Raw genomic sequence first — 22,790 nt, 5'->3', positions numbered from 1 at the left:
CTCACCTGGCCTTTTCCAGGTGCGTACGTTAAGCGATGTCGAGGGCTGTTCCATAGAGTTTCTCGATTCGAAGGGTGATGTAGAGCCTGTCGCCGTCGTCGGGTGTCCGGGTGACTTCGGAGAGTTCCGCTTTTCCTTCCGCGACGGCGAATTTCCAGTGATCGGCGCTCGAGACGTAAAGGGAGACGGTGGGGTTGTTTCGAACATGTTTGACCTTGAGCCGGTCTTCGGTCGTGCTGATCCGGATCACGCGGGTTTCGGGATCCCAGTCGTAGACGACCGTGGAGAGATGCGGACGGCCGTCGCGCTTGACGGTCGCGAGGGCGCCGAAGGTGTGCTCGGCGATGAGGTCGCTTAGGGCGGCGTCGTCGAGTGCGCGGGGCGGTGCGTTCTTGGCCATGGTGGCGATCATGGCTCTCGCGGTGGACACGCGGAAGAAGGCACTTTCTTGTGCCAGAGGGAACACGCGTGTGTCCATCCTGGTCACGCTCCTCGCGACTGCCCTGGGCTGTACAGGTGGTCATGAGTGTGGGGATTCGGGGTAGAGCCAACCGTGTCTCAGGTGCCGACGGTCGGCGATTTCGCGTGACCGGTGGGACGACACACGTGACTGGGTGGACGACACGCGTGACTAGACGGACGACTCGCGGTGGGGCTTTACCGTCGCCGAATGTCGTCCGTCTGATCACGGGCGTCGGAGTCGACGATGAAGGAATTGGGACGTCGAGTGTCCTGAATCCTTCATCGTCGTGGGGCGCTTTGGTCTCAGGCCTTGATCAACGGAGGCTTGAGGAAACTCAACGTCCCCGATCTTCCGTTGATCAAGGTCATGCCGCTCGCCCACACCAGCATCCAGCACGAGCTCCGCGAGTTCACCGAGACGACGTCACGAGGCCGGACTCACGACTCACCCAGCCGAACGGTTGATCGCGCCGTACCTCTGGCTGACCCGCTGTTTCCGCCTTCGTCCCCTGCGTCCGGCTGACGCGCCCCGCCGCCGATCCCGCGACGCTGGACGTCATGGGAAACGAGTGGAGCAGACGCGGAGTGCTGGCCGGCGCGGCCGCCGTCGGAGCGACCATCATCCTGGCGGGAGCCGCCGAAGCGGTGGAGTCCGGTCCGCTGACGATCCGCCGCGGCGATCCGCGCTACGACGGTTTGGTGCGTGCCAACAACTTCCGGTTCGTCGGCAACCCCGACGAAGTCCGCCTGGCCGGATCGACAGGACAGGTCGTGCGCGCGGTCTCGGACGCCGTCCGCGCGGGGCGTCGGGTCGCTGTCCGCAGCGGCGGGCACTGCTTCGAGAACTTCACCGCCGATCCGGCGGCGCGGACGCTGATCGATCTGTCGCGGTTGGACGCCGTCGGTTTCGACCCCGTGCGGCGCGCGTTCTTCGTCGAGCCCGGCGCGACCCTCGGGCAGGTCTACAAAACCCTCGGCCGCGGCTGGGGCGTGACGATCCCGGCGGGCGGCTGCCCGGAAGTCGGCGCGGGCGGGCATATCGCGGGCGGCGGATACGGCCCGCTGTCGCGGCGGTACGGCGCGGTGGTCGATCACCTGGAAGCCGTCGAGGTCGTGGTGGCGGATCGGGCGGGCGTGCGCGCGGTCGTCGCGTCGCGCGAGCAGAACGAAGACCTGTGGTGGGCGCACACCGGTGGCGGCGGAGGCAACTTCGGCGTCGTGACGCGCTACTGGCTCCGCACACCCGGCGCCGACGGCACCGATCCCGCCCGTCTGCTGCCGCCGCAACCACGGGCGATGCTGACCTGCTTGGCCGTCTGGACCTGGGACGATCAGGCGTTGACCCGGGTGTTGCGGAACTTCGGCACCTGGATGGAACGCAACAGCGCCCCCGGCTCGCCGAACGCCGGTCTGTATCCGATCCTCGACCTGAAGCCGCGCGGAACCGGCAGCTTCGAACTGACCGTCCAGGCCGACGCCGACCTCCCCGGCGTGGATCGGCTGGTGACGGATCTCGTCACCGGTCTCGGCGTGGAGCCCGCGTACACCTACCGGTACGAGGCGCCGTGGTCGCACGTGACGACCTGGCCCGGCCTCGGGCAACCCGGCGATGTGGCGACGCGCAGGTACAAGATCAAGGCCGCGTACCTGCACCGGTCGTTCAGCCCGGCTCAGGTCGCGACGATTCATCGGCATCTGCGAGAGGAGACCACGGTCCAGGGCGGGATTCAGCTCATCGGTTACGGCGGTCAGGTCGGCGCCGTCGCACCCGAGGCGACCGCGATCGCGCAGCGCGGGGCGATCATGAAGGCGGTGTACAGCTCACTCTGGCTGGAGCCGTCCGACGACGCGGCGAACCTGGCTTGGGTGCGGGAGTTCTACCGTGACGTCTATTCGTCGACCGGTGGCGTGCCCGTGGACGACGGTTCCTACATCAACTATCCCGACGTCGACCTGGCCGATCCGGTGTGGAACACGTCCGGTGTGCCCTGGCAGACGCTGTACTACCAGGGGAACTACCCGCGCCTGCGGCAGGTGAAGGCGCGGTGGGATCCGCGGAACGTCTTCACCCACGCGCTGGGGATCTGAAACCGCTCAGTCGAGACAGAACTCGTTGCCCTCGATGTCCTGCATGACGATGCAGGACTCGTTCTCCTCGTCGGCGAGCATCACTCGCTCGCAGACCGCGCCGAGCGGGATCAACCGGTCGCGCTCGGCTTCGAGGGCGGCGAGGCGTTCATCGCCCACGAGCCCGGTGCCGACCCGTACACACAGATGCACCCGGTTCTTGACGACCTTGCCCTCGGGAACGCGCTGGAAGTACATCCGCGGACCCACGCCGGTGGGATCACTGCAGACGAAACCCTTGTCCCGATCCTCCGGCGGCAGCGAGGCGTTGTGCTCGTCCCAGCTCGCGAAGCCCTCCGGAGGCGGCGGTACGACGTAACCCAGCACCTCGCACCAGAACCTGGCGACGCGCTCGGGCGACGCGCAGTCGAAAGTGATTTGGACCTGCCTGATCGTCCCCATCACCTCACCCTACTGGCGAGGTGTCAGGCGTACATGGCCAGCCAGATCGCGACGTAGTGGGACACCGCCGCCAGCACGGTGCAGGCGTGGAAGTACTCGTGATAGCCGAAGGTGTCCGGGAAGTGGTTCGGCCACTTGACGGCGTAGAACACCGCGCCCAGCGTGTAGAACAGCCCGCCGACGCAGAGCAGTACGAGCGCCGGGATACCGGCGTGCGCGCCCAGTTCGGGCAGGACGAAGACCGCGACCCAGCCCAGTGCGATGTAGATCGGCACGCCCAGCCAGCGCGGCGCGTTCGGCCACAGCATCTTCAGGGTGACGCCGCCGATCGCGCCGCCCCACACGATCGCCAGCACGATGTACCCGTTCGGCTTGGACATCGCCAGAAGGGTGAACGGCGTGTAAGTGCCGGCGATGAACAGGAAGATCATCGAATGGTCGGCGCGCTTCATCCATTCGTATGCTCGCGGGCTCCACAAGCGACGGTGATAGAGAGCGCTGACGCCGAAGACACCGAGCACGGTCAAGCCGTAGACCGAAGTGGACAAAGCGGCGATAGGGGACACGGTGGAGGCGGCGAGACTGATCAGAGCCGCGGCTCCGGCGAGAGCGCCGAAGAAGGACCAGAAGTGGAGGTGGCCCCGCAAGCGAGGACGCGTGTCCACCAAGGGCGTGGGGCCGGACGGCTGGGGTTCGGTCTCTACGCTCACTCTCCCAGGTTACGGCACCGTAGGTTTTTTGCCAGTCTCCGTGGCGCGTCCCACTAGGGCTCGAGAGGTGACTACTCTCCACTGGCGTGAGTCTTCGGTCCTTCTTGTCAGACGTCGTGTACAGCGCCTACGGCAGGCGCCTGATCCAGCAGGCCAAGGGGCGCCATCCACGCCACATCGCCATCATGCTGGACGGGAATCGCCGCTGGGCGCGCGAAGCGGGCTTCACCGACGTCGCCGACGGCCACCGCGCCGGCGCCAAGAAGATCACCGACTTCCTGAGCTGGTGCAACGAGGCCGACGTCGAGGTCGTCACCATGTGGCTGCTCTCGACCGACAACCTCGGCCGCGCGGCCGAGGAGCTCACCCCGTTGCTGAAGATCATCACCGACGTCACCGACGAGCTCGCCGCGCCGCACACGCCTTGGCGGCTCCGCATCGTGGGAGCCCTTGACCTGCTGCCGCCGGAGGTCGCGAAGGCCCTCAGCGCGGCCGCGGAGCGCACTGAGGGGCGCTCCGGGATGGAGGTCAACGTCGCGGTCGGTTACGGAGGGCGTCAGGAGATCGCCGACGCGGTCCGCAAACTCCTGCTCCAGCACGCCGACGAGGGCACCTCGATCCGCGAACTCGCGAAGATCCTGGACGTCGACCACATTTCCGAACACATGTACACCTCGGGCCAGCCCGATCCGGATCTGATTATCCGCACCTCGGGTGAGCAGCGGCTTTCCGGATTTCTGCTCTGGCAATCGGCGCATTCGGAATTCTGGTTCACCGAAGCGTATTGGCCCGCGTTCCGCCGGGTCGATTTTCTCCGCGCGATGCGCGATTACGCGTGGCGGCACCGGCGCTTCGGTTCCTGACCCCGCGCAAGACGAAGGCCCCGGAGTGCACTTCCGGGGCCTTCGATGTCCACACTGAAGATCAGTGGTGGTGGTGCTCCAGCGAGTGGAGGATCAGCGCCGGTGTGGTGGCGATGCCCGTGTAGGCACCGGCGACCAGCGAAGCGGCGCCATAGCCCAGTGCGCCACCGCCCTCGATGAACGTCGCGTACGCGTCGCCGAACGTCGGGTCCGGGGTGCCGGTGGTGTCACCGGTCGCGGCGAACGCGGTTCCGCCGACCATCATGATGCCCGCGGCGACGGCGGAAACGAAACCAGCCTTCTTCAGCACTTCGCACACTCCTTGGTAGAGAATATTCAGGGATCGGGGGCACCGAAATCCGGTGGGGGTGTCCCGCAGTGAGAAAATTACTCGCTATTCAGGACTTGTGACCGTCGCGTAAGCCCATTGTGTGAGCCGTAAAACGACCATTTCACTCGGTCCGGTCCTCTGTCTCGGTCACAAAATGCGCTCCGCTACGTGGCGTGGTAGAACCCCGAATCCCAATAGGTGAACGCCCTCTGTCGCGTTAATCCATCCGGGTCACATCGACGAGCGTCCCTGAATGGTGATCGTCACTACGCACGGTGATGGTGACCAGGCGTTGATGTCACGCGACCGACAGTGAGATGACGGTTTGGCGAATCACCGTGGTGGCTGCCTGCGCGATCGGCTCGACGCAGGTACCTTCCGAAAGTGAGGGTTCGCGTCCCATGCGGACTCTCACGGGAGGCCCTGGTCGTGGCGGTTGTCGACAGGGCGGCTCAGCCGCCCAGTGGATGCACGAGGGGGCCGGCACCCGGCCCTCGCGGCCGTGCCGACTGACGCGGAAAGCGTCAGAAGGAGCGGTTAGCCAGGGAGGTGCCCGGCCCAGCGAGTGCGGGCGTGGTGCCACGCCCACGAGGGAGATGCCGTCGTGACTGCGCAGCGTTCACCCCGCAAGGCCTCTGGCCGTTCTTCGACCGGTGCCTCTGGCCCGGAGAAAGCCTCGATCTCGCCCGAATCCCAGCGGGCCACTTACGTGCTCGACACGTCGGTCCTGCTCTCTGACCCCTGGTCGGTGACTCGTTTCGCCGAACACGCGGTCGTGCTCCCGCTGGTCGTCATCAGTGAACTGGAGGCGAAACGTCACCATCCCGAACTGGGGTGGTTCGCGCGCGAAGCGCTTCGCATGCTCGACGACCTGCGTCGTCAGCACGGCAGGCTCGACGCGCCGATCCCGATCGGTGAGCACGGCGGCACCTTGCAGGTGGAGTTGAACCACTCCGATCCCACGGTGCTCCCGGTCGGCTTCCGCACCGACTCCAACGACCACCGCATCCTCGCCTGTGCGCTCAATCTGGCGGCGGAACGCGCGTCGGTCACGCTGGTGACGAAGGACATCCCCCTGCGCGTCAAAGCGGGTGCCGTCGGTCTCGAGGCCGACGAATACCGCGCGCAGGAGGTGACGCCTTCGGGCTGGACGGGAATGGCGGATGTGGACGTCCCGCAGACCCTGGTCGACGCGCTGTTCAGCGGGCCTTCCGTGGATCCGGCGGAGTTCGGGATGCCCGAGGTCGGTGAACTGCCCTGTCACACTGGGCTGAGGCTGCTCGCGGGCAGTTCGAGCGCGCTGGGCCGGGTCACCGCCGACAAGCGGATCCGGCTCGTGCGGGGCGACAGGGAGGCGTTCGGGCTGCACGGCCGGTCGGCCGAGCAGCGGGTGGCGCTGGATCTCCTGCTGGACTCCGATGTCGGCATCGTCTCGCTGGGCGGGCGAGCCGGTACCGGCAAGTCCGCGCTCGCGCTCTGCGCGGGACTGGAATCGGTGATGGAACGCCGCCAGCACCGCAAGGTCGTGGTCTTCCGGCCGGTGTACGCGGTCGGCGGCCAGGAACTGGGCTACCTGCCCGGTTCCGAGAGCGAGAAGATGCAGCCGTGGGCGCAGGCGGTGTTCGACACCCTCGGCGGGCTGGTCAGCCAGGACGTCCTCGACGAGGTCTTCGACCGCGGCATGCTCGAGGTGCTCCCGCTGACCCATATCCGCGGCCGGTCGCTGCACGACACGTTCGTCATCGTCGACGAGGCGCAGTCTTTGGAGCGCAATGTGCTCCTGACGGTGCTTTCGCGGCTCGGCACGGCTTCGCGGGTCGTCCTCACGCATGACGTCGCGCAGCGCGACAACCTGCGGGTCGGGCGGCACGACGGCGTTTCGGCGGTGATCGAGAAGCTCAAGGGTCACCCGCTGTTCGCGCATGTCACGCTGACCCGTTCCGAGCGGTCGCCGATCGCGGCGCTGGTCACCGAGATGCTGGAGGACCACGGATAGCCGATCGGGGAGTCCTCTTGGGACAGTCCTAAGGGGACTCCCCGTGCTTCCTTCGCACCGCGGCGAAATCGGCGTCGTAGGTGGGACCGTGGGAAAGGCGGTCCGGCGCGGCCGTGGAGTAGAAACAGGAGATCGCCGGGACGACGAGCGGATCGCGATCGGCGGTGAGGCTCAGCAGGAGATCCCAGTCGTCCATTTCGACCAGTGACTCGTCGAAGCGGGCTTCCGCGAGGCCCGCGCGATGGGCGACCGCGCCCGTGTCGGCGAGGTTCTCCTCGAGCAGGGCTTCGCGGCTGTACGGCTTCAACAGCAGGCTCGGCAGCCCTTCGACGTCATCGATGACGTACCCGCCATACGCGGCGGTGATCTCGGGGTGCTCGCCGAACGCCCAGGCCAAGGCCTTGAGCCACAAGGGATGCATGGTGTTGTCGTCGTCGAGGTAGGCGATGACGTCACCGGTCGCTTCGGCGAGAGCGGCGTTGCGTGCGGCGCTGACCCTGTTGCGCACCACGCGGATCGTGCGGATACGCGGGTCTTCGAGCGCCGCGAGCACCTCGGGCGTGGCGTCGGAACTGGCGTCGTCGACGACGATCAGTTCCCAGTTCCCGTAACGCTGCGCCCGGACCGACGCGATCGCGCGGGGCAGCAGCGTGGCGCGGTCGTGCGTGGGCAGGACGACGGAGATCTTCGGCGTGGCAACGAGTTCCAGCGGTTCGAGCCACTGGGTGAAGGTCTGGACGGCGTGGGCCGCTTCGAGCCGCCGCGTCCGGAGATGGAGGCCGTCGAAGGCGGTGTCGTGGCTGCCGAGCCAGCCGTCGAGCGCGTCCTGCCGCGTGCCGAGGGCCTCCTGCTTCGCCTCGACGGTGGTGGCGCGCGCGTCACCGTCCCGCAACGCGCGATCGTGGTCTTCGAGCCAGGCGTTGTGGTGCTCCAGTACCGCGCGCAACCGCTCCAGTTCCGCGGCCTGGGCCGCGACCATGGAACGCAGTTCGGCGATTTCGTCGCTGTCTTCGTGGCGGCGGTCCACCGCCGCCGCCACGGTCCGTCTCAGGCGCTTCACCCGGTGCACCCTAGTGCTTTCGGGGTGGGAGATCACCAGCCCGCGGGCAGCGGACGTCCTTCCGCGAAGCCCGCGGCGGACTGGATGCCGAGCAGCGCGCGCTCGTGGAATTCCTCGAGCGTCCGCGCACCCGCGTACGTGCAGGCCGACCGCACACCGGAGCCGATGGAGTCGAGCAGGTCCTCGACGCCGGGGCGAGCCGGGTCCAGTGCCATCCGCGACGCCGAGATGCCCTCTTCGAACAGGCCCTTCTTGGCGCGTTCGAAGACGTTGTCCGTCCGCGTCCGGGCGCCGACGGCGCGTTTGGACGCCATGCCGAACGATTCCTTGTACGGCTTGCCCTGCTCGTCGTAGCGCAGGTCGCCGGGGGATTCGTGGGTACCGGCGAACCACGAGCCGACCATCGCGGCGGACGCGCCGGCGGCCAGTGCGAGCGCGACGTCGCGCGGATGCCGCACGCCGCCGTCCGCCCACACGTGTTTGCCCAGTTCGCGGGCCGCGGCCGCGCATTCGGCGACGGCGGAGAACTGCGGGCGGCCGACGCCGGTCATCATCCGCGTGGTGCACATGGCGCCGGGGCCGACACCGACCTTGACGACGTCCGCGCCCGCGTGGATCAGATCGCGCGTGCCCTCCGCGGTGACCACGTTCCCGGCGACCACCGGGACCTGGGGGTGCACCGACCGGACGGCCTTGAGCGCGGAGATCATCTTCTCCTGGTGCCCGTGCGCGGTGTCGACGACCAGCACGTCGACGCCCGCCGCGAGAACGGCCTCGGCCTTCGCCGCGACGTCGCCGTTCACGCCGACCGCGGCCGCGACGCGCAGGTTCCCCCCGCCGTCGACGGCCGGGGTGTAGATCTCCGCGCGCAGCGCCGCGGTCTCGGTCAGGACGCCGGCGAGCCTGCCGTTTTCGTCGATGCCGAGCGCGAGACCACCGCCGTGGGCGTGCAGGCGCTCGAACACCTCGCGCGGCGGGGTGTCCAAGGGGACGGTGACGAGCGCGGGCTCCGCGACGTCGGCGAGCCGCGCGAAGCGGTCGACACCCGCGCAGGCCGCTTCGCCGACGACGCCGACGGGTTTGCCGTCCTCGTCCACCACGACGACGGCACCGTGGGCGCGTTTGCCGACCAGGTTCAGGGCGTCGGCGACCGCGTCCCCGCCGGTCAGCACGAGCGGGGTGTCCCACACCGTGTGACGGCTCTTGACCCAGGTGACGATGTCGGCGACGGCGGCCACGTCGACATCCTGCGGCAGGACGACGAGCCCGCCGCGCCGGGCGACCGTCTCGGCCATCCGGCGGCCCGCGACGGCCGTCATGTTGGCCACCACGATCGGGATGGTCGCGCCGGTGCCGTCCACGGTGGACAGGTCGACGTCGAAGCGGGACTCCACGTCCGAACGGTTCGGCAAGAGGAACACGTCGTCGTAGGTCAGGTCGTGAGCGGGCCGATGCCCGTCGAGAAAGCGCACGAGTCCCCAGGATACCCGCGTGGGACAATGACGGCATGACCGACCGGGACCGTGACGAAGCCGGACGAGCCCGTAACGCGCGCCCTCGGGACGGTCTCGGGAGGCCGCTCCCGTACGGCGCGGACGGGGTCGAGCGGCAGCCAGAGGGCATCGAACGGGCTCCTGAGGACACCATCACCGAGGCCCAGCGCCTGCTCGACGCGGGCCGTCCGTTTCACGCTCACGAGGTGTTCGAGGACGCGTGGAAGGCCACTGACGGCGCCGAGCGCGAGCTTTGGCGCGGCCTCGCGCAGCTCGCCGTGGGCCTGACCCACGCGGCCAGGGGGAACGGGAACGGCGCGGCGTCGCTGCTGGAACGGGGTGCGGACAACATCGAGCCGTTCCGCGAGGCCCGGCCGCATGGGATCGACGTCCCCGGCCTGCAGACGTGGGCGCGGGCGATGGCCGAAGAGGTGAAGGTGCGGATCCGGGTCGAGCCGGTCCCGCCTCGGCTACTGGGCCAGGTCCTGTAGCGCCGAGCCGGAGCGGTACAGCTCGATCAGCAGCGGCCGCAGTGCCCGTCCCGCCGGGGTGAGCCGGTAGCTGGTCCGGCTCGGGAAGCCCGGCAGTTCTTCCCGGATGGCGAGGCGCCGCGAGGTCAGGTCGCCGAGGCGTTCTGTCAGCACCTTCGCGGACAGCTCGGGCAACGCGGCGCGAAGGTCGCTGAAGGACCGGGCGCCGCTCATCAGCTCCCGGAGGACCAACGTCGTCCAGCGACCCGAGATCGCGGCGAGCGCGACCTCGACGGGGCAGTCCGGCTCCGGTCGCCGGGTGCGGCCGCGGGCGTCGGGGACGAGCTCGCCGTCGAAGGTTTCCGTTTGGTGACCCGCTTCGCGGTCGGTTTCGCTGTCCGCATGACGCATTCCATCAGTGTGCCTTTGACGGCGGATCCCGCCGAGCACCCCTTTGTCTTCCAGGCCGCCTTCAACACCGGATCCGCCGAAATCCTCGACACGGTCTACGAACCGGACGCCGTGTTCGTCCGCCGGGACGGCGTGCAGGTGACCGGCGCGGGCCGCCGGGCCGCGAACGGCGGGATCCTCGCGCTCGGGCAGCCCATCACCGTGACGCCGCGCCAGGTGCGTGTGGCCGGTGACCTGGCTTTGTTGATCGTCGACTGGGTGATCGAGGGGCATCTCGCGGCGACGGCCACCGACGTCGCGCGACGTGGCCAAGACGGGCTCTGGCGTTACGTGATCGACAACCCCTTCGGTGTCGGCACACCTTGAGTACTCGACATACCGCGAGTATGTTACTTCGAGTAGGAATACTGCCCAGTAGGTAACGGTGGGAGAGACGCGATGAGCGAACCCCAGGAATTGCTGGCCGAACCGCTGAAACTGCGGTGCGGCGCGCTCCTGCCGAACCGGCTGGCCAAAGCCGCGTTGAGCGAGCAGCTCGGCGACCGCCGCAACCGGCCGACGGCGGAACTGGCCGAGTTGTACCGGACGTGGTCACGAGGCGGCGCCGGGACGCTGATCACCGGCAACGTCATGGTCGATCCGACCGCGCTCGGCGAACCGCGCAATGTCGCGGTGCCCCGGGAACCGGACGCGACCGAGTTCAAGCCGTGGGCGCGGTCGGCGGACGGGACCGAAACCCGGTTGTGGGTCCAGCTCAACCACCCCGGCCGCCAGAGCCCGCGTTTCCTGTCCCGTCAGCCGGTCGCGCCGTCCGCGGTGCCGTTCGGCGACCGCGGCATCCGCTCGGTGTTCGCGACGCCGAGGGCGCTCACCGGCGACGAGATCGAAGCGATCGTCGACCGGTTCGGCGTGGCCGCGCGCACGGTCGTCGACGCCGGATTCGCCGGTGTCCAGATCCACGGGGCGCACGGCTACCTCGTCTCGCAGTTCCTTTCGCCGCTGACCAACCAGCGCACCGGCGGCTGGGGTGGCGACGCGGTGCGACGGCGCCGCTTCCTGCTGGAAGTGGTCGCCCGGATCCGGGGCGAGGTCGGCGACGGCGTGCCGATCGCGGTCAAGCTCAACAGCGCGGACTTCCAGCGCGGCGGCTTCAGCGAGGAGGAATCGCTCGAAGTCGTCCGCGAGCTGGGCGAAGCGGGCATCGACCTGCTGGAGGTCTCCGGCGGCACCTACGAGAAGGCCGCCATGATGGGCTCCGGCAAGGCGAGCACCGCCAGCCGTGAGGCCTACTTCCTCGACTACGCCACGAAAGCGCGGCAGGTCACCGACGTCGCGCTGATGGTCACCGGTGGCTTCACCAGCCCGGCGGGGATGGCGGACGCGCTGCGTTCCGGCTCGCTGGACGTCATCGGCCTCGGCAGGCCGCTGGTGGTCGATCCGGCGCTGCCCGGCCGCCTGCTGGCAGGCGAGGACGTCCGCGCCGAGCGCAAGGCCCCGAAGACGGGCATCCGGCTGGCCGACAGCCTGCTCGAGATCCAATGGCACACCCAGCAGATGCACCGCGTCGCCGCCGGGAAACCGGTGGACCCGCGGCTCGGCGCGGTGCGGACGCTAGTACGTGCCGGCGTCGCGGATCCGCTCAACGCCTTCCGCCGGGTCCGGGGCTAGGTAGTCGTCGGTGTCATCGCGGCGGCTGAAGGTGCGGTCGAAGCCGACAGCGGCGGCCGCGAGGCCGGTGAACAGCACGCCGATGAGTACGCAGTTGAACGCGACCCCGCCGTAGCCGTTGATGCCCGGGTCGACGAACGGGTACGGGTAGAACCCGATGAACGCGCCGCGCACCAGCGTGACCGCGAGCCAGCCCAGCGGGTACAGCAGCGACCACGAAAGGACCCGCCACGACAACTGGCCGCGCGGCCCGAACAGCAGCCAGCCCGCGACGCACATCAGGGGTGACACCTTGTGCAGCATCGTGTCGGCGAACACGGCCCAGCCGTGCAGTTCGTAGAGGTCGGCGAGCGCGACCTGGAAGACGACGCCGGTCACGGTGATGCCGACGAGGCCGGTGAGCCGCAGCACGCCGAACAACGTCGACCGGCCCGCGACACCGAGTGCGAGCAGCAGGCCGCCGATGCCGACCAGGATGTTCGAGTCGATGGTGAAGAAGGCCAGCAGGTTGGCCACCCGCCCGGCCGGGGTCTGGAAGGTGCCGCCCTCGGTGCCCGCCGAGACCGGGATCTGGGCGGCGAGACCGGCGATCACCACCAGCGCTGTCGCGCCGAACCAGGCACGCGCGATCTTGGAAGCCTGCATCCGCCTACTTTATGGGTGACCGGCCCGCGACGTCCCGTCACCACCGGGCGGCGCCACTCGATCGGGGGCGGGCCGCCGCCGGCCATCCCGGTCACCGGCGCGTTCAGTCCTCTGGATGCGGTAGTTGCACGCGCAAGGACCGCATCCAGAGGACTAAACGCGGCTAAGGCTTGAGGAGGCCGCGCACGGTGTCGATGGTGTCGGCATCCGCGGCCTCCTTGTCCGGCCGGTACCGCACGACACGCGCGAAGCGCAGCGCCAGCCCGCCCGGATACCGCGTGCTCACCTGGGCGCCGTCGAGCTCGATCTCGACGACGAGCTCCGGCCGCACGTGCACCGCCCAATCCGTGCGGTGGGTCTCGATCTCCTGGAACGTCTTCGTCTGCCAGGCCAGCAGCTCGTCGGTCATCCCCTTGAACGTCTTGCCGACCATGATCGGCGGCCCGCCCTCGGGGTCTCGCGCGCCGAGATGCAGATTCGACAGCGAGCCGGTGCGCCTGCCGTGTCCCCATTCCGCGGCGAGGACGATCAGGTCGATCGTGTGCGCCGGTTTCACCTTGAGCCACGCGCGCCCGCGGCGGCCCGCCGCGTACGGCGACGCGAGGTCCTTGACCATCACGCCCTCATGCCCGGCGGCCATCGCCGCTTCCAGCACTCGCTCGGCCGAAGCGGGCGCGATCTCTCCCGGGATGACGTGCTCGCCCGCGACCTTGCGCAGGGCGGTGTTCCGTTCGGACAGTGGCGCGTCCAGCAGGTCGGCGCCGTCGAGGTGCAGGCAGTCGAAGAAGTACGGCCGCAGCAGCAACTCCTTGACCTGCTCGTCACGGGTGCTGCCGAACCGGCTCATCGTCTCCTGGAACGGCCTCGGCCTGCCGTCGTCGGTCAGCGCCAAGGTCTCGCCGTCGAGCACCACCGACGTGCAGAGCAGCGAGCGCACGAGATCCACCAGCTCGCCGACGCTGCCGGTGATCTCGCGCAGTGTCCGCGTGTAGACGTGGACCTCGTCGCCTTCGCGGTGGACCTGGATCCGCGCACCGTCCATCTTGTACTCGACCAGCGCCTCGGCGTGCTCGGTGACCGCCTCTTCCAGCGACTCCGCCGGGGACGCCAGCATCGGCCGGATCGGCCTGCCCAAGGCGAGTTTGAACTCGGCCAGCCGCTCCTTGCCGCCTGTCATCGCCGCCAGGCCCGTCACCGGCAGCTGCCCGGACAGCATGAACGCCCGCCGGACGTCCTCCGCCGGGATCTCGGACGCCGCCGCGATGGCGTCCACCATGATCCCTTCGAGGGCGCCCTGCCGCAGCTCGCCGGTGACCAGCCGGAACAGGAACTCCTGCTCGGCAGCGGTCATCCTGGTGAACAACGCCCGCAACGTCTCCGTGCGCAGCGTCACCGATCCCGATCCGGACGCCGCCCCGACCGTGCCCAGTGCCGTGTCGACCTCGGCCACGGTCAACGACGGATCGCCGGCCGGACCCGCTTTCAGCTCGGCCAGTGTCCGCCAGCCGGTGCCGATGCGGCCCTGCGTCGGCTGGCCGGTGAGGAACGCGACCACCGCCGGGAGCTCCAGCTCGCCGGCGGCGCGCAGCAGTGCGGCCAGGGTGGCGATCTTCGCCTTCCTGGACCTCGTGGCGGCCAGTTCGGCCGACGCGGTCACCACCGCGGTGAACAACATGGGTCCATCATGACCCCGCGCACCGACAGTTTCGCGTCGAGCGGGTTCAGGCGTGGGCGGGATCCGCGATCCAGCTGGCGAGCAGGGCGAGCGCCCGCTCGCTGGTCGAGCCGGGCTCGGCGGTGTAGATCACCAGGGCCTGATCCGGATCGTCGGGCAGCCGCAGCGTCTCGTAGCGCAGCCGGAGTTCCCCCACGACCGGGTTGATCATCACCTTCCACGAGTGCGCCTTCTCGCGCACGGTGTGCTTCGCCCACAGCTTCCGGAACTCCTCGCTGCCGAGCGAGAGCTCGCCGACCAGCTGCGCGAGGTACGGGTCGTCCGGGTACTTCCCGCTCTCGGCCCGCAGGTTCGCCACGACCTCTTTCGCGACGGTTTCCCACTCCGGGTGCATCTCGCGGGCGTGCTCGTCGAGGAAGAACATCTTCGGGATGTTGCGTTCGCCGGGCGGGCAAGCGGCGAAGTCGAAGGACAGCGCGGCCCCGAGCGAATTCCAGGCCAGCACGTCGAGGTAGCGGCCGAAGACGAACGCCGGCGACTGGATCGCGTTCAGCATCACCTGCAGTTCCGGCCGGATCCGCTGCGCGCGCGGCCGTGCGACGCGTTTGCGTTTCGGGGCGGCGAGATTGCGCAGGTAGGTCTCCTCGTCGCGGTGCAACCGCAGCGCGCGGCTCAGCGAATCGAGGACGGAATCGGACACGTTGCGTGCCCGGCCCTGCTCCAGCCGGGTGTAATAGTCGACACTGATCCCGGCCAGCTGCGCCAGCTCCTCGCGCCGCAGCCCGGCGACCCGCCGCTGGTTGAAGCCCGTCGGCAGGCCGAGGTCGGCCGGGTCCAGCGCGGCCCTGCGTGCCTTGAGGAAGTCGCCCAGTTCGGCCGTCTCGGTCATGTCGACGAGTATCCCGGATCCGGCGGGGTGGGTGCCTGGTCCTGACAGACCCAGGCTGAGCCGGCTGTCAGAGCCGAAGCATCTACGGGGTTCTGGCTGCTGTTGTTCGTGGGTGCGGGTCCGTGAAGGACTCCTTGCCTACCCTGAAGGTAGTGAAGGGGGCCTTCACGGACTTGCGGATCGCCACGTCCGCCTCACGCGCACCAGCAGTCACAGCGGCTCAGCCGAGGGAACTCGACCTTCGCACCTTCCCAAGTACATGAAGGCCCCCTTCACGGCGCTAGACGCAATGAAGGGGTCCTTCATGTACCGCAAGCGGGGCAAGGAACCGGGACCGAGGCCACTTCAGTTGATCAAGGCACGCCGGTCACTGCCTTCGACCACTCCGGCACCCGGCACGAGCTCCGCACGTACCACAAAACGAGCCCGGCGCCGTTGCCCTGCCCCTCACTGGGGCTCATGAGGAACCATCAGGTCGTCGCAGGATCTCTCGTCGGGCAGGAGTGGGCGGAACACCACGAGCCAGGTGGTCTCCGCCGTCCTCCACCGCGTCGCGGGAGTGGCGGACCTGGCCAACTCCTCGGCCTGGCGCACGGATTCGCCCTCCAGAACGACACAAAGCCCACCGTCGACATGCGGAGTGCGGTCGAAGGACGCGAAGGGCCATGGGCGTGCTTCCGAGTTCGGCCGGGTGCTCGAAGCCCAGCCGACGGCGGCCATCCGTGTCGGCCGGTAGGGCGTCGGCACGGATTCGGCTTTCTTCGCCACCTCGGCCAGGTCTTCCTGGAAGTCGTCGAGCTCGCCGGACGGGTTCTCGGCGCGGACCTGGCGCCGCTTGCCTTCCTTGTCGTACAACGTGAAGACGAGTAGATAGCCGTCGAGCACGTTGCTGTTGGGGAGGAACGCGTCGCGGTCGAGATCGGCGCTGTGCGCCGCGCTGTAGACCTCCTCCACGGCTCGAGAGTCCAGTCGCTTCTCGCTGACAGTCTGGAGCGATCCCACGGTTTCGCCGGGGACGAGCAGCCGCCCGCCGCCGTAGAGGCTGAATTCGGGGACAAGGGCCGGTTTCGGACTCGGCATGCCGACGTAGGTCTTCGCCCGCAACAGCACCGTTTCCGGGCTCGACGGCGGTGGAGTCGCCGTCGAGCAGGCGGACACCAGCAGCAGTACGGAAACGATCCCTCGTCGCATACCGGAGAGACGGAGAAGGCCCTCTTTCCGGTTGCGTCGACTTATGGCCCTGTCGATCACTCATGATCTGGCTCTGTCTCTCGGACCAATTCGCCGACATCGTGGAGCCATGGACAGCGAACGAAGAAGTGTGACGATCGGCGTACTGGGGGTGCTGATCGTCGGCGCGTCCGTGCCGGTGACGGGAATGCTCGACGGTTACCCGGTGATCACCGGACAGGCGCTGCGGTACGCGCTGGCGGGGGTGCTCCTGCTGGCGTGGGCGCGGTTGCGCGGACGGCCCTTGCCGCGGCCCGGCCCGCGTGATCTGCCGTCGCTGATCGCCCTCGCGGCGACCGGGATGATCGGGTTCCAGGCGTGCCTGCTGTTCGCGCAGCGGTACGCCGAACCCGGTCTGGTCGCCGCGTTCCTCGGTGGCACGCCGCTCGTACTCGCGCTCGTCGGCCCACTGGCGAAAGGCAAGCGCCCATCGTGGGCGCCGGTGACGGGGGCGGTGCTCGCCGGACTCGGGATCGCCGTGCTGTCCGGCGGCGGGGCCGCGCGCTGGCAGGGGCTGGTGCTCGCGGCGCTGGCGATGATCTGCGAAGCGCTGTTCACCCTGCTCGCCGTCGGTGTGCTCGAGAGGCTCGGGCCCTTGGCGACAGCGACCTGGAGTTGTTGCGCCGCGGGCATCGGCGGCGCGGTCGTCGGCACGATCGCCGACCCGTCCGGCGCCTGGGCGTGGCCGGACGGGCGTGAACTGATCGCGCTCGGCTATCTGACGGTCGTCGTCACGGCGATCGCGTTTCTTCTCTGGTACTCGGCGGTTTCGGTGCTGGGCGCGGACAGGGCCGGGGTGCTCGTGGGGCTGATGCCGGTCTCCGGGCTCGGCGTCTCGCTCCTGCTGGGAATGCAGGATTTCCGCCTCTCCCAGGTGATCGGGATCGCGTTGGTGTCTTCAGGCGTCGTGATCGGCTTGCGCCGCCGCGAGTTCGGCGAGCCTGGCGCACTTGAGGCCGAAGTGTTTCACGACGTCGCCGCCGATGACCGCGACCATGACCGCGCGCATCGGTCCGGTGAGCGTGATCTCCTGGACGAACTCCGTCCCGCCGTCGACCGCGGTCACGGTCAGCGCGAGATCCATGGCACCGAAGGGAATCGGCTGGCGGATGGCGATCTCGCGGTCTTGGACCAGGGAAGTGATCGTGAACGGCTCGGCGACCCGTGAGTGCACGCGGCCGCGGAATCCGTTCGGTACGAGGAAACCGGTCGTCCCCACCGCCGCGGGGCCGTGCGGTTCGGCGCCGGTGAGGTCGGGATCCCAGTCGGGCCATCGGGTGAAGTCGGCCAGGAACGGCCAGATCGCGGACGGCGGGCACGGGAGGATCTCGCGGGACGTTCTGGTCCAGGTCATACCCGGACGATATACGGAACTGTCAGTCTCGTAAACTGGGTGCATGGTGAGAGGCAGGCCGAGGGAAGAGGGAATCGACGACGCTGTCCGCGTCGCCGTGCGGGCGCTGCTGACCGAAACCGGGTACCAGCGCTGCACGATCGACGCGGTCGCGGCGCGGGCGGGGGTCGGGAAGGCCGCGGTGTACCGGCGGTGGCGGTCGAAGGCGGAACTCGTGTTCGCCGCGGTGATCCATCCCGTCGAGCTCGAACCGCCGGAGGACACCGGCTCGCTGCTGGGTGACGTGGCTGCGGTCCTCACGGTGATCGAGTCCTCTTTGGACGGTGTGGAACTGCGGCAGGCGCTGCCGTCGCTGCTCGCCGACGTCCGGGCGGATCCGGCGCTGGAAGCGCGGTTCGGCGAGGTGTTCCTCGGGCGCGAACGCGGATATCTGGTCTTGATGCTGGAAAGGGCCGTCGCGAGAGGGGAACTCTCGCGACGGCCCGATCCGGCTCTCGTGCACGCGATCCTGCTCGGGCCGGTGCTGACGTGGCTGCACCTGTTCACCGAGACACCGCCTTCGGGCGGGCTGGCGGCTTCGCTCGCCTCGCCGCTGCACGCGGCCGTGGCCGCTCTCGGCGCTTAGCGGCCGCCGCGCGCCATGCGGAGCACGTCGAGGGCTTCGTCCAGCTGTGCTTCGGTGAGCTTGCCGTTCGCGACGTGACCGCGTTCGATCACGACCTCGCGGATCGTCTTCAGCTCCTTGAGCGCCAGTTTCGCGATCGCGGCGGCCTCTTCGTAGCCGATGTATTTGTTCAGCGGCGTCACGATCGACGGCGAACCCTCGGCGTACTCGCGTGCGCGGTCGGCGTTCACCGTCACGCCCGCGAACACCTTGTCCGCCAGCAGTCGCGAGACCGCCGCGAGCAGCCGCGCCGATTCGAGCACGTTGCGTGCGATCACCGGCAGGTTCACGTTGAGCTGGAAGTTGCCCGCCGCGCCCGCGAAGGCGACCGCCGCGTCGTTCCCGATCACCTGCGCGACCACCTGCAGCGTCGCCTCCGGGATCACCGGGTTCACCTTGCCCGGCATGATCGACGAACCCGGCTGCAGATCCGGCAGCGCGAGTTCGGCGAGCCCGGTGCGCGGGCCGGAACCCAGCCACCGCAGGTCGTTCGCGATCTTGTTCAGCGACACCGCGACCGTGCGCAGATGTCCGGATGTCTCGACGACGCTGTCCTGCGTCGCCTGCGCCTCGAAGTGGTCACGCGCCTCGGTCAGCGGAAGGCCGGTCACCGAAGCGAGTTCCTGCGAAACGGCCGAGCCGAAGCCCTCGGGCGCGTTCAGCCCGGATCCGACCGCGGTACCGCCGATCGGCAGTTCACCGAGTCGCGGCAGGCCCGATTTCAACCGTTCGACACCGAAGCGGACCTGTGACGCCCACGCGCCCGCCTCCTGGCCGAAGGTGATCGGGACGGCGTCCATCAGATGCGTGCGGCCGGACTTCACGATGTCCGTCCATTCGGCCGCGCGCGTCTCGATCGCGGCCGCCAGGTACTCCAGCGCCGGGACCACGTCGGAGAGGACGGCCTCGGTCGCGGCGACGTGGATCGTCGTCGGGAAGGTGTCGTTCGAAGACTGCGAAGCGTTGACGTGGTCGTTCGGGTGGACGTCGCGGCCCAGCGCCCTCGACGCGAGCGTCGCGATCACCTCGTTGGCGTTCATGTTCGACGAGGTCCCGGAGCCGGTCTGGAATACGTCGATCGGGAAGTGCGCGTCGTGCTCGCCTTCGGCGACCTCGTCGGCGGCCTTCGCGATGGCCTCGGCGACGTCGGCGTCCAGCACGCCGAGCCGCGCGTTGACCCGCGCCGCGGCGGCCTTCAGCAGGCCGAGCGCGCGGATCTGGGCGCGTTCCAGGCCCCGGCCGGAGATCGGGAAGTTCTCGACGGCGCGCTGCGTCTGCGCGCGGTAGAGGGCGTCGACGGGGACGCGCACCTCACCCATGGTGTCGTGTTCGATCCGGTATTCCTGTTCAGCCATGCCTCAAGTTTCGCGCAGTGGCTCCTGGCGCGCTCCGTGTCTTTCGGCACGCGAGGGCTAGGATCGAGTGTGTTCTCGATCACGCCGCCCACCACCGGCCGGGAGAGTGCCGAATGAGCGAGTCCGCTGGGGAAACGTCGTACGACCTCGTCATCATCGGGGCCGGTCCGACGGGTCTGTTCGCCGCCTACTACGCGGGATTCCGCGGCCTTTCGATGGCCGTCGTGGATTCACTGCCGGAGGCGGGTGGACAGGTCACCGCGATGTACCCCGAAAAGATGATCTACGACGTCGGCGGATTCGCCGAGGTCCGTGGCCGCGATCTGGTGCAGGGCCTGCTCGATCAGGCGGCGCCGTGGAAGCCCGTCTATCTGCTCGGGCGCAAGGCGGAGAAACTCGAAAGTGTCGAGGGCGGCATCACCATCACGCTCGACGGCGGACAGGTCCTGCGTGCCGGGGCGGTGCTGATCACCGCCGGGATCGGCGAATTCACCCCGCGTCCGCTGCCCGCCGGTGACGGCTGGCTCGGCCGCGGCATGGTCCATTTCGTGCCGGCCCTGCAAGCGCACGCGGGCCAGCACGTGGTCGTCGTCGGCGGCGGGGACTCGGCGTTCGACTGGGTGCTCGCCCTGCATCCGGTCGCCGCGAGCGTCACCCTCGTGCACCGCCGCGCGCGGTTCCGCGCGGCCGAATCCATCGTCCGGCAGGCGCGCGAACTCGGCGTGCGGATCGTCACCGACGCCGAGGTCACCCGGTTCCTCGACCGCGACGGCGCGCTGGCCGAGGTCGAGATCCAGGTCAAGGGCGCCGAACCCGAGGTGCTGCCCGCCGACGCGGTGGTCGCCGCGCTCGGCTTCACCGCCGACCTCGGGCCGATCGAAAGCTGGGGACTGCGGATCGACCACCGCGCGATCGCCGTCGACTCGACCATGGCGACGGCGCGGGAGCGGGTCTACGCGGCGGGCGACGTCTCGGCGTATCCGGGGAAGGTGAAGCTGATCGCGACCGGATTCGGGGAGGCGGCGACGGCGGTCAACAACATCGCGGTGGCCTTGAACCCGGAAGCGCATCTGTTCCCCGGGCACTCGAGCAACGCGGAGTAGACGTCAGGTGGTGGTGGTCTTCTCCGCGATCCATTGCGCGTAGGCCACCACCGAAGTCGCGATCGACGGCGAAGTCGCGCACACCGGGTCGGCGTTGCCCGGGCGGCTGATCGTGCCCAGCAGCACCCATTTCCCGTCGACCTTGGCGACTTCGGGCCCCCCGGAATCGCCGTAGCACGAACCCGACTTCCCGTCGGGGTTGTCGGTGCACAATTCGACGGCGCCGTTGAACTTCGCGGTGCAGCGCACGCCTTCGACGATCTTCGTGTCGAGTTGCTGCAGCTTCGCCGTGCCCTTGTCGCAGCCCGAAGTCGGGCACGTCTGGCCCCAGCCGAGCAGTCGCGTCGGCGTCCCCGGTGCCACGACGGCACCGAGCGGGACGGGCGCCGTCTTCACCGGAGCGGCCAGCCGGACGAGGGCGAGATCGCCGCCCGCGTGCTCGGGCGCGGGGTTGTAAGACGGGTTCACGACGATCTCGGCGGGCTTCGCGATCTCGCCGCCTTGCGTGTTGTCGTTGCTGCCGACCCGCACGCTCAGATTCGCCGGGTTCTTGCCCTCGACACAGTGCCCGGCCGTCACCAGCCAGTCCGCCATGATCAGCGCGCCGGCGCAGAAAGCCTTGCCGGAGGCCGAATGCAGGGAAGCGATGAACGGATACGGCTCGTCGGCCTCTCTGCCGCCGACGAGGTCGCCCGCGCCCGTGGCCTGCCCGACCGGCGTGAGGACCATCGCCGCGAGCAGGACCACGAGCACGCGCTTGAGCACGGATTCTCCTTAGGGGAGCGGGGGAACGACGTCGTCTTCCAGTGAATCGTCGAGGTGCCCGTCGAAGTTGACGGACGAATACGAGCGGAGCTTGGTCAGCCGGTGGTAGCCGTCGATCATCCGGACCGTGCCGGACTTCGAACGCATCACGATCGACTGGGTGGTCGCGCCGCCCGCGCGGTAGTGGACGCCGCGCAGCAGGTCGCCGTCGGTGACGCCGGTGGCGCAGAAGAACACGTTGTCGCCGCGGACGAGATCGTCGTTGCCGAGCACGCGGTCGAGGTCGTGGCCCGCGGCCAGCGCCTTCTCGCGCTCCGCGTCGTCCTTCGGCCACAGACGGCCTTGGAGTTCGCCGCCGAGGCACTTCATCGCGCAGGCCGCGATGATGCCTTCGGGGGTGCCGCCGATGCCGAGCAGCATGTCGACACCGGTGCTCGGCCGGGCCGCGGCTATCGCGCCCGCGACGTCGCCGTCGGAGATGAACCTGATCCGGGCGCCCGCCTCGCGGACCTCCTTGATCAGCTGCTCGTGACGCGGCCTGTCGAGGATGCACACGGTGACGTCGGAAACGCTGGAGTTCTTGGCCTTCGCGACCCGGCGGATGTTCTCCGCGACCGGGGCGGCGAGGTCGACCTTGCCCGCGGCGTCCGGTCCGACGGCGAGCTTCTCCATGTAGAAGACCGCGGACGGGTCGAACATCGCGCCGCGTTCGGCGACCGCGAGCACGGCCAGCGCGTTCGGCATGCCCTTGGCCATCAGGGTCGTCCCGTCGACCGGGTCGACCGCGACGTCGCAGTCCGGCCCGTCGCCGTTACCTACCTCTTCCCCGTTGAACAGCATCGGGGCTTCGTCCTTCTCGCCCTCGCCGATGACGACGACACCGCGCATCGACACCGTCGAGACCAGCTGGCGCATCGCGTCCACGGCGGCGCCGTCGCCGCCGATCTTGTCCCCGCGCCCCACCCAGCGGCCCGCGGCCATCGCGGCGGCTTCGGTCACGCGGACCAGTTCCATCGCGAGGTTGCGATCGGGCGCTTCACGGCGTCGGGAAGAGCTGGCGGACGAGGTGGGGGTGGGCATGAGGCCTCCCGGGTCAGGAACTCGGCGGGGTCTCAGT

23 protein-coding genes and 1 pseudogene are annotated in these 22,790 nt (G+C 69.0%); 9 read left to right on the top strand and 15 right to left on the bottom strand.

What is annotated here, in order from left to right; genetic code table 11:
• Positions 1-28: 28 nt before the first annotated feature.
• On the bottom strand, positions 29-400 hold the full coding sequence (locus HDA45_RS14355) for a pyridoxamine 5'-phosphate oxidase family protein (RefSeq protein ID WP_246480708.1): 372 nt from the start codon (positions 398-400) through the stop codon (positions 29-31).
• A gap of 620 nt (positions 401-1,020) precedes the next feature.
• Here HDA45_RS14355 and HDA45_RS14350 point away from each other — a divergent pair.
• Positions 1,021-2,550, top strand: a complete 1,530-nt coding sequence (locus HDA45_RS14350) for an FAD-binding oxidoreductase (RefSeq protein ID WP_184895491.1) — start codon at positions 1,021-1,023, stop codon at positions 2,548-2,550.
• Positions 2,551-2,556: 6 nt separating this feature from the next.
• Here the strand turns inward: HDA45_RS14350 and HDA45_RS14345 are convergent, their stop codons facing one another.
• Together HDA45_RS14345 and trhA are read right to left on the bottom strand one after the other, a co-directional pair.
• On the bottom strand, positions 2,557-2,991 hold the full coding sequence (locus HDA45_RS14345; RefSeq protein WP_184895489.1) for a VOC family protein: 435 nt from the start codon (positions 2,989-2,991) through the stop codon (positions 2,557-2,559).
• 23 nt (positions 2,992-3,014) lie between these two features.
• Positions 3,015-3,656: a PAQR family membrane homeostasis protein TrhA gene (trhA, locus tag HDA45_RS14340; RefSeq protein WP_184905642.1), complete on the bottom strand. Its 642-nt coding sequence runs from the start codon at positions 3,654-3,656 to the stop codon at positions 3,015-3,017.
• 131 nt (positions 3,657-3,787) lie between these two features.
• Here trhA and HDA45_RS14335 point away from each other — a divergent pair, with 131 nt between their 5' ends.
• Complete coding sequence (locus HDA45_RS14335) at positions 3,788-4,564, top strand: isoprenyl transferase (protein WP_184895487.1); 777 nt, start codon at positions 3,788-3,790, stop codon at positions 4,562-4,564.
• Between the two features lie 61 nt (positions 4,565-4,625).
• Here the strand turns inward: HDA45_RS14335 and HDA45_RS14330 are convergent, their stop codons facing one another.
• Complete coding sequence (locus HDA45_RS14330) at positions 4,626-4,874, bottom strand: hypothetical protein (protein WP_184895485.1); 249 nt, start codon at positions 4,872-4,874, stop codon at positions 4,626-4,628.
• A gap of 730 nt (positions 4,875-5,604) precedes the next feature.
• Between HDA45_RS14330 and phoH2 the strand changes: the two genes are divergently transcribed.
• Complete coding sequence (gene phoH2, locus HDA45_RS14325; RefSeq protein WP_343072294.1) at positions 5,605-6,891, top strand: RNA 5'-3' helicase PhoH2; 1,287 nt, start codon at positions 5,605-5,607, stop codon at positions 6,889-6,891.
• A gap of 28 nt (positions 6,892-6,919) precedes the next feature.
• On the opposite strand, the gene HDA45_RS14320 is transcribed toward phoH2, so the two are convergent.
• Complete coding sequence (locus HDA45_RS14320) at positions 6,920-7,951, bottom strand: glycosyltransferase family 2 protein (RefSeq protein ID WP_343072067.1); 1,032 nt, start codon at positions 7,949-7,951, stop codon at positions 6,920-6,922.
• Between the two features lie 32 nt (positions 7,952-7,983).
• Positions 7,984-9,423 carry a GMP reductase gene (gene guaB1 / locus HDA45_RS14315; RefSeq protein WP_184895481.1) on the bottom strand — a complete coding sequence of 480 codons (1,440 nt, stop codon included), beginning with the start codon at positions 9,421-9,423 and terminating at the stop codon, positions 7,984-7,986.
• 35 nt (positions 9,424-9,458) lie between these two features.
• On the opposite strand from guaB1, the gene HDA45_RS14310 reads away from it, so the two are divergent.
• On the top strand, positions 9,459-9,935 hold the full coding sequence (locus HDA45_RS14310; RefSeq protein WP_184895479.1) for a DUF309 domain-containing protein: 477 nt from the start codon (positions 9,459-9,461) through the stop codon (positions 9,933-9,935).
• Here HDA45_RS14310 and HDA45_RS14305 read toward each other — a convergent pair.
• Positions 9,915-10,325 (bottom strand): winged helix-turn-helix transcriptional regulator, encoded by a 411-nt coding sequence (locus tag HDA45_RS14305; protein ID WP_184895477.1) that lies wholly within the window; start codon positions 10,323-10,325, stop codon positions 9,915-9,917. The two genes, HDA45_RS14310 and HDA45_RS14305, sit on opposite strands and share 21 nt — an antisense overlap.
• On the opposite strand from HDA45_RS14305, the gene HDA45_RS14300 reads away from it, so the two are divergent.
• Positions 10,317-10,691, top strand: coding sequence for a YybH family protein (locus tag HDA45_RS14300; RefSeq protein ID WP_184895475.1), 375 nt, complete (start codon positions 10,317-10,319; stop codon positions 10,689-10,691). The genes HDA45_RS14305 and HDA45_RS14300 overlap by 9 nt on opposite strands.
• Positions 10,692-10,763: 72 nt before the next feature.
• Positions 10,764-11,993: an NADH:flavin oxidoreductase/NADH oxidase family protein gene (locus HDA45_RS14295; RefSeq protein WP_184895474.1), complete on the top strand. Its 1,230-nt coding sequence runs from the start codon at positions 10,764-10,766 to the stop codon at positions 11,991-11,993.
• Here the strand turns inward: HDA45_RS14295 and HDA45_RS14290 are convergent.
• The 4 genes from HDA45_RS14290 to HDA45_RS14275 form a co-directional block, all read right to left on the bottom strand.
• The gene (locus HDA45_RS14290) at positions 11,937-12,638 is read right to left on the bottom strand and encodes a Pr6Pr family membrane protein (RefSeq protein WP_184895472.1); all 702 of its coding nucleotides are present in this window, start codon (positions 12,636-12,638) and stop codon (positions 11,937-11,939) included. The genes HDA45_RS14295 and HDA45_RS14290 overlap by 57 nt on opposite strands.
• 163 nt (positions 12,639-12,801) lie before the next feature.
• A complete protein-coding gene (locus HDA45_RS14285) occupies positions 12,802-14,313 on the bottom strand; it encodes an ATP-dependent DNA ligase (RefSeq protein ID WP_184895470.1) in 1,512 nt (503 codons plus the stop codon).
• A 46-nt stretch (positions 14,314-14,359) separates the two neighbouring features.
• Complete coding sequence (locus HDA45_RS14280) at positions 14,360-15,202, bottom strand: helix-turn-helix transcriptional regulator (RefSeq protein WP_184895468.1); 843 nt, start codon at positions 15,200-15,202, stop codon at positions 14,360-14,362.
• A gap of 447 nt (positions 15,203-15,649) precedes the next feature.
• Complete coding sequence (locus HDA45_RS14275; RefSeq protein ID WP_184895466.1) at positions 15,650-16,393, bottom strand: hypothetical protein; 744 nt, start codon at positions 16,391-16,393, stop codon at positions 15,650-15,652.
• Positions 16,394-16,436: 43 nt separating this feature from the next.
• On the opposite strand from HDA45_RS14275, the pseudogene HDA45_RS14270 reads away from it, so the two are divergent.
• Positions 16,437-17,333: pseudogene (locus tag HDA45_RS14270) on the top strand (DMT family transporter); the annotation flags it as partial.
• Here the strand turns inward: HDA45_RS14270 and HDA45_RS43230 are convergent.
• On the bottom strand, positions 17,331-17,786 hold the full coding sequence (locus HDA45_RS43230) for an SRPBCC family protein (RefSeq protein ID WP_378315834.1): 456 nt from the start codon (positions 17,784-17,786) through the stop codon (positions 17,331-17,333). The pseudogene HDA45_RS14270 and the gene HDA45_RS43230 overlap by 3 nt on opposite strands.
• A 43-nt stretch (positions 17,787-17,829) precedes the next feature.
• On the opposite strand from HDA45_RS43230, the gene HDA45_RS14265 reads away from it, so the two are divergent.
• A complete protein-coding gene (locus tag HDA45_RS14265; protein ID WP_184895464.1) occupies positions 17,830-18,411 on the top strand; it encodes a TetR/AcrR family transcriptional regulator in 582 nt (193 codons plus the stop codon).
• On the opposite strand, the gene HDA45_RS14260 is transcribed toward HDA45_RS14265, so the two are convergent.
• The gene (locus tag HDA45_RS14260) at positions 18,408-19,805 is read right to left on the bottom strand and encodes a class II fumarate hydratase (RefSeq protein WP_184895462.1); all 1,398 of its coding nucleotides are present in this window, start codon (positions 19,803-19,805) and stop codon (positions 18,408-18,410) included. The two genes, HDA45_RS14265 and HDA45_RS14260, sit on opposite strands and share 4 nt — an antisense overlap.
• Before the next feature lie 113 nt (positions 19,806-19,918).
• On the opposite strand from HDA45_RS14260, the gene HDA45_RS14255 reads away from it, so the two are divergent.
• A complete protein-coding gene (locus HDA45_RS14255; RefSeq protein ID WP_184895460.1) occupies positions 19,919-20,908 on the top strand; it encodes an NAD(P)/FAD-dependent oxidoreductase in 990 nt (329 codons plus the stop codon).
• A 3-nt stretch (positions 20,909-20,911) separates the two neighbouring features.
• On the opposite strand, the gene HDA45_RS14250 is transcribed toward HDA45_RS14255, so the two are convergent.
• Complete coding sequence (locus HDA45_RS14250; RefSeq protein ID WP_184895458.1) at positions 20,912-21,673, bottom strand: trypsin-like serine protease; 762 nt, start codon at positions 21,671-21,673, stop codon at positions 20,912-20,914.
• Between the two features lie 9 nt (positions 21,674-21,682).
• A complete protein-coding gene (gene glpX, locus HDA45_RS14245) occupies positions 21,683-22,753 on the bottom strand; it encodes a class II fructose-bisphosphatase (RefSeq protein ID WP_174720460.1) in 1,071 nt (356 codons plus the stop codon).
• Positions 22,754-22,790 lie beyond the last annotated feature (37 nt).

This window comes from Amycolatopsis umgeniensis (genome assembly GCF_014205155.1).
GTDB lineage: Bacteria > Actinomycetota > Actinomycetes > Mycobacteriales > Pseudonocardiaceae > Amycolatopsis > Amycolatopsis umgeniensis.
Note: the sequence above shows the minus strand (reverse complement) of the source record. Positions and strands in the feature narration are given on the sequence as shown.

Bases quoted from the DNA above. Each gene is read 5' to 3' on its own strand.
- HDA45_RS14355 (WP_246480708.1), bottom strand. From the start codon at position 400: ATGGCCAAGAACGCACCGCCCCGCGCACTCGACGACGCCGCCCTAAGC.
- HDA45_RS14350 (WP_184895491.1), top strand. From the start codon at position 1,021: ATGGGAAACGAGTGGAGCAGACGCGGAGTGCTGGCCGGCGCGGCCGCC.
- HDA45_RS14345 (WP_184895489.1), bottom strand. From the start codon at position 2,991: ATGGGGACGATCAGGCAGGTCCAAATCACTTTCGACTGCGCGTCGCCC.
- HDA45_RS14310 (WP_184895479.1), top strand. From the start codon at position 9,459: ATGACCGACCGGGACCGTGACGAAGCCGGACGAGCCCGTAACGCGCGC.
- HDA45_RS14300 (WP_184895475.1), top strand. From the start codon at position 10,317: ATGACGCATTCCATCAGTGTGCCTTTGACGGCGGATCCCGCCGAGCAC.
- HDA45_RS14305 (WP_184895477.1), bottom strand. From the start codon at position 10,325: ATGCGTCATGCGGACAGCGAAACCGACCGCGAAGCGGGTCACCAAACG.
- HDA45_RS14295 (WP_184895474.1), top strand. From the start codon at position 10,764: ATGAGCGAACCCCAGGAATTGCTGGCCGAACCGCTGAAACTGCGGTGC.
- HDA45_RS14290 (WP_184895472.1), bottom strand. From the start codon at position 12,638: ATGCAGGCTTCCAAGATCGCGCGTGCCTGGTTCGGCGCGACAGCGCTG.
- HDA45_RS14285 (WP_184895470.1), bottom strand. From the start codon at position 14,313: ATGTTGTTCACCGCGGTGGTGACCGCGTCGGCCGAACTGGCCGCCACG.
- HDA45_RS14280 (WP_184895468.1), bottom strand. From the start codon at position 15,202: ATGACCGAGACGGCCGAACTGGGCGACTTCCTCAAGGCACGCAGGGCC.
- HDA45_RS14275 (WP_184895466.1), bottom strand. From the start codon at position 16,393: ATGCGACGAGGGATCGTTTCCGTACTGCTGCTGGTGTCCGCCTGCTCG.
- HDA45_RS43230 (WP_378315834.1), bottom strand. From the start codon at position 17,786: ATGACCTGGACCAGAACGTCCCGCGAGATCCTCCCGTGCCCGCCGTCC.
- HDA45_RS14265 (WP_184895464.1), top strand. From the start codon at position 17,830: ATGGTGAGAGGCAGGCCGAGGGAAGAGGGAATCGACGACGCTGTCCGC.
- HDA45_RS14260 (WP_184895462.1), bottom strand. From the start codon at position 19,805: ATGGCTGAACAGGAATACCGGATCGAACACGACACCATGGGTGAGGTG.
- HDA45_RS14255 (WP_184895460.1), top strand. From the start codon at position 19,919: ATGAGCGAGTCCGCTGGGGAAACGTCGTACGACCTCGTCATCATCGGG.
- glpX (WP_174720460.1), bottom strand. From the start codon at position 22,753: ATGCCCACCCCCACCTCGTCCGCCAGCTCTTCCCGACGCCGTGAAGCG.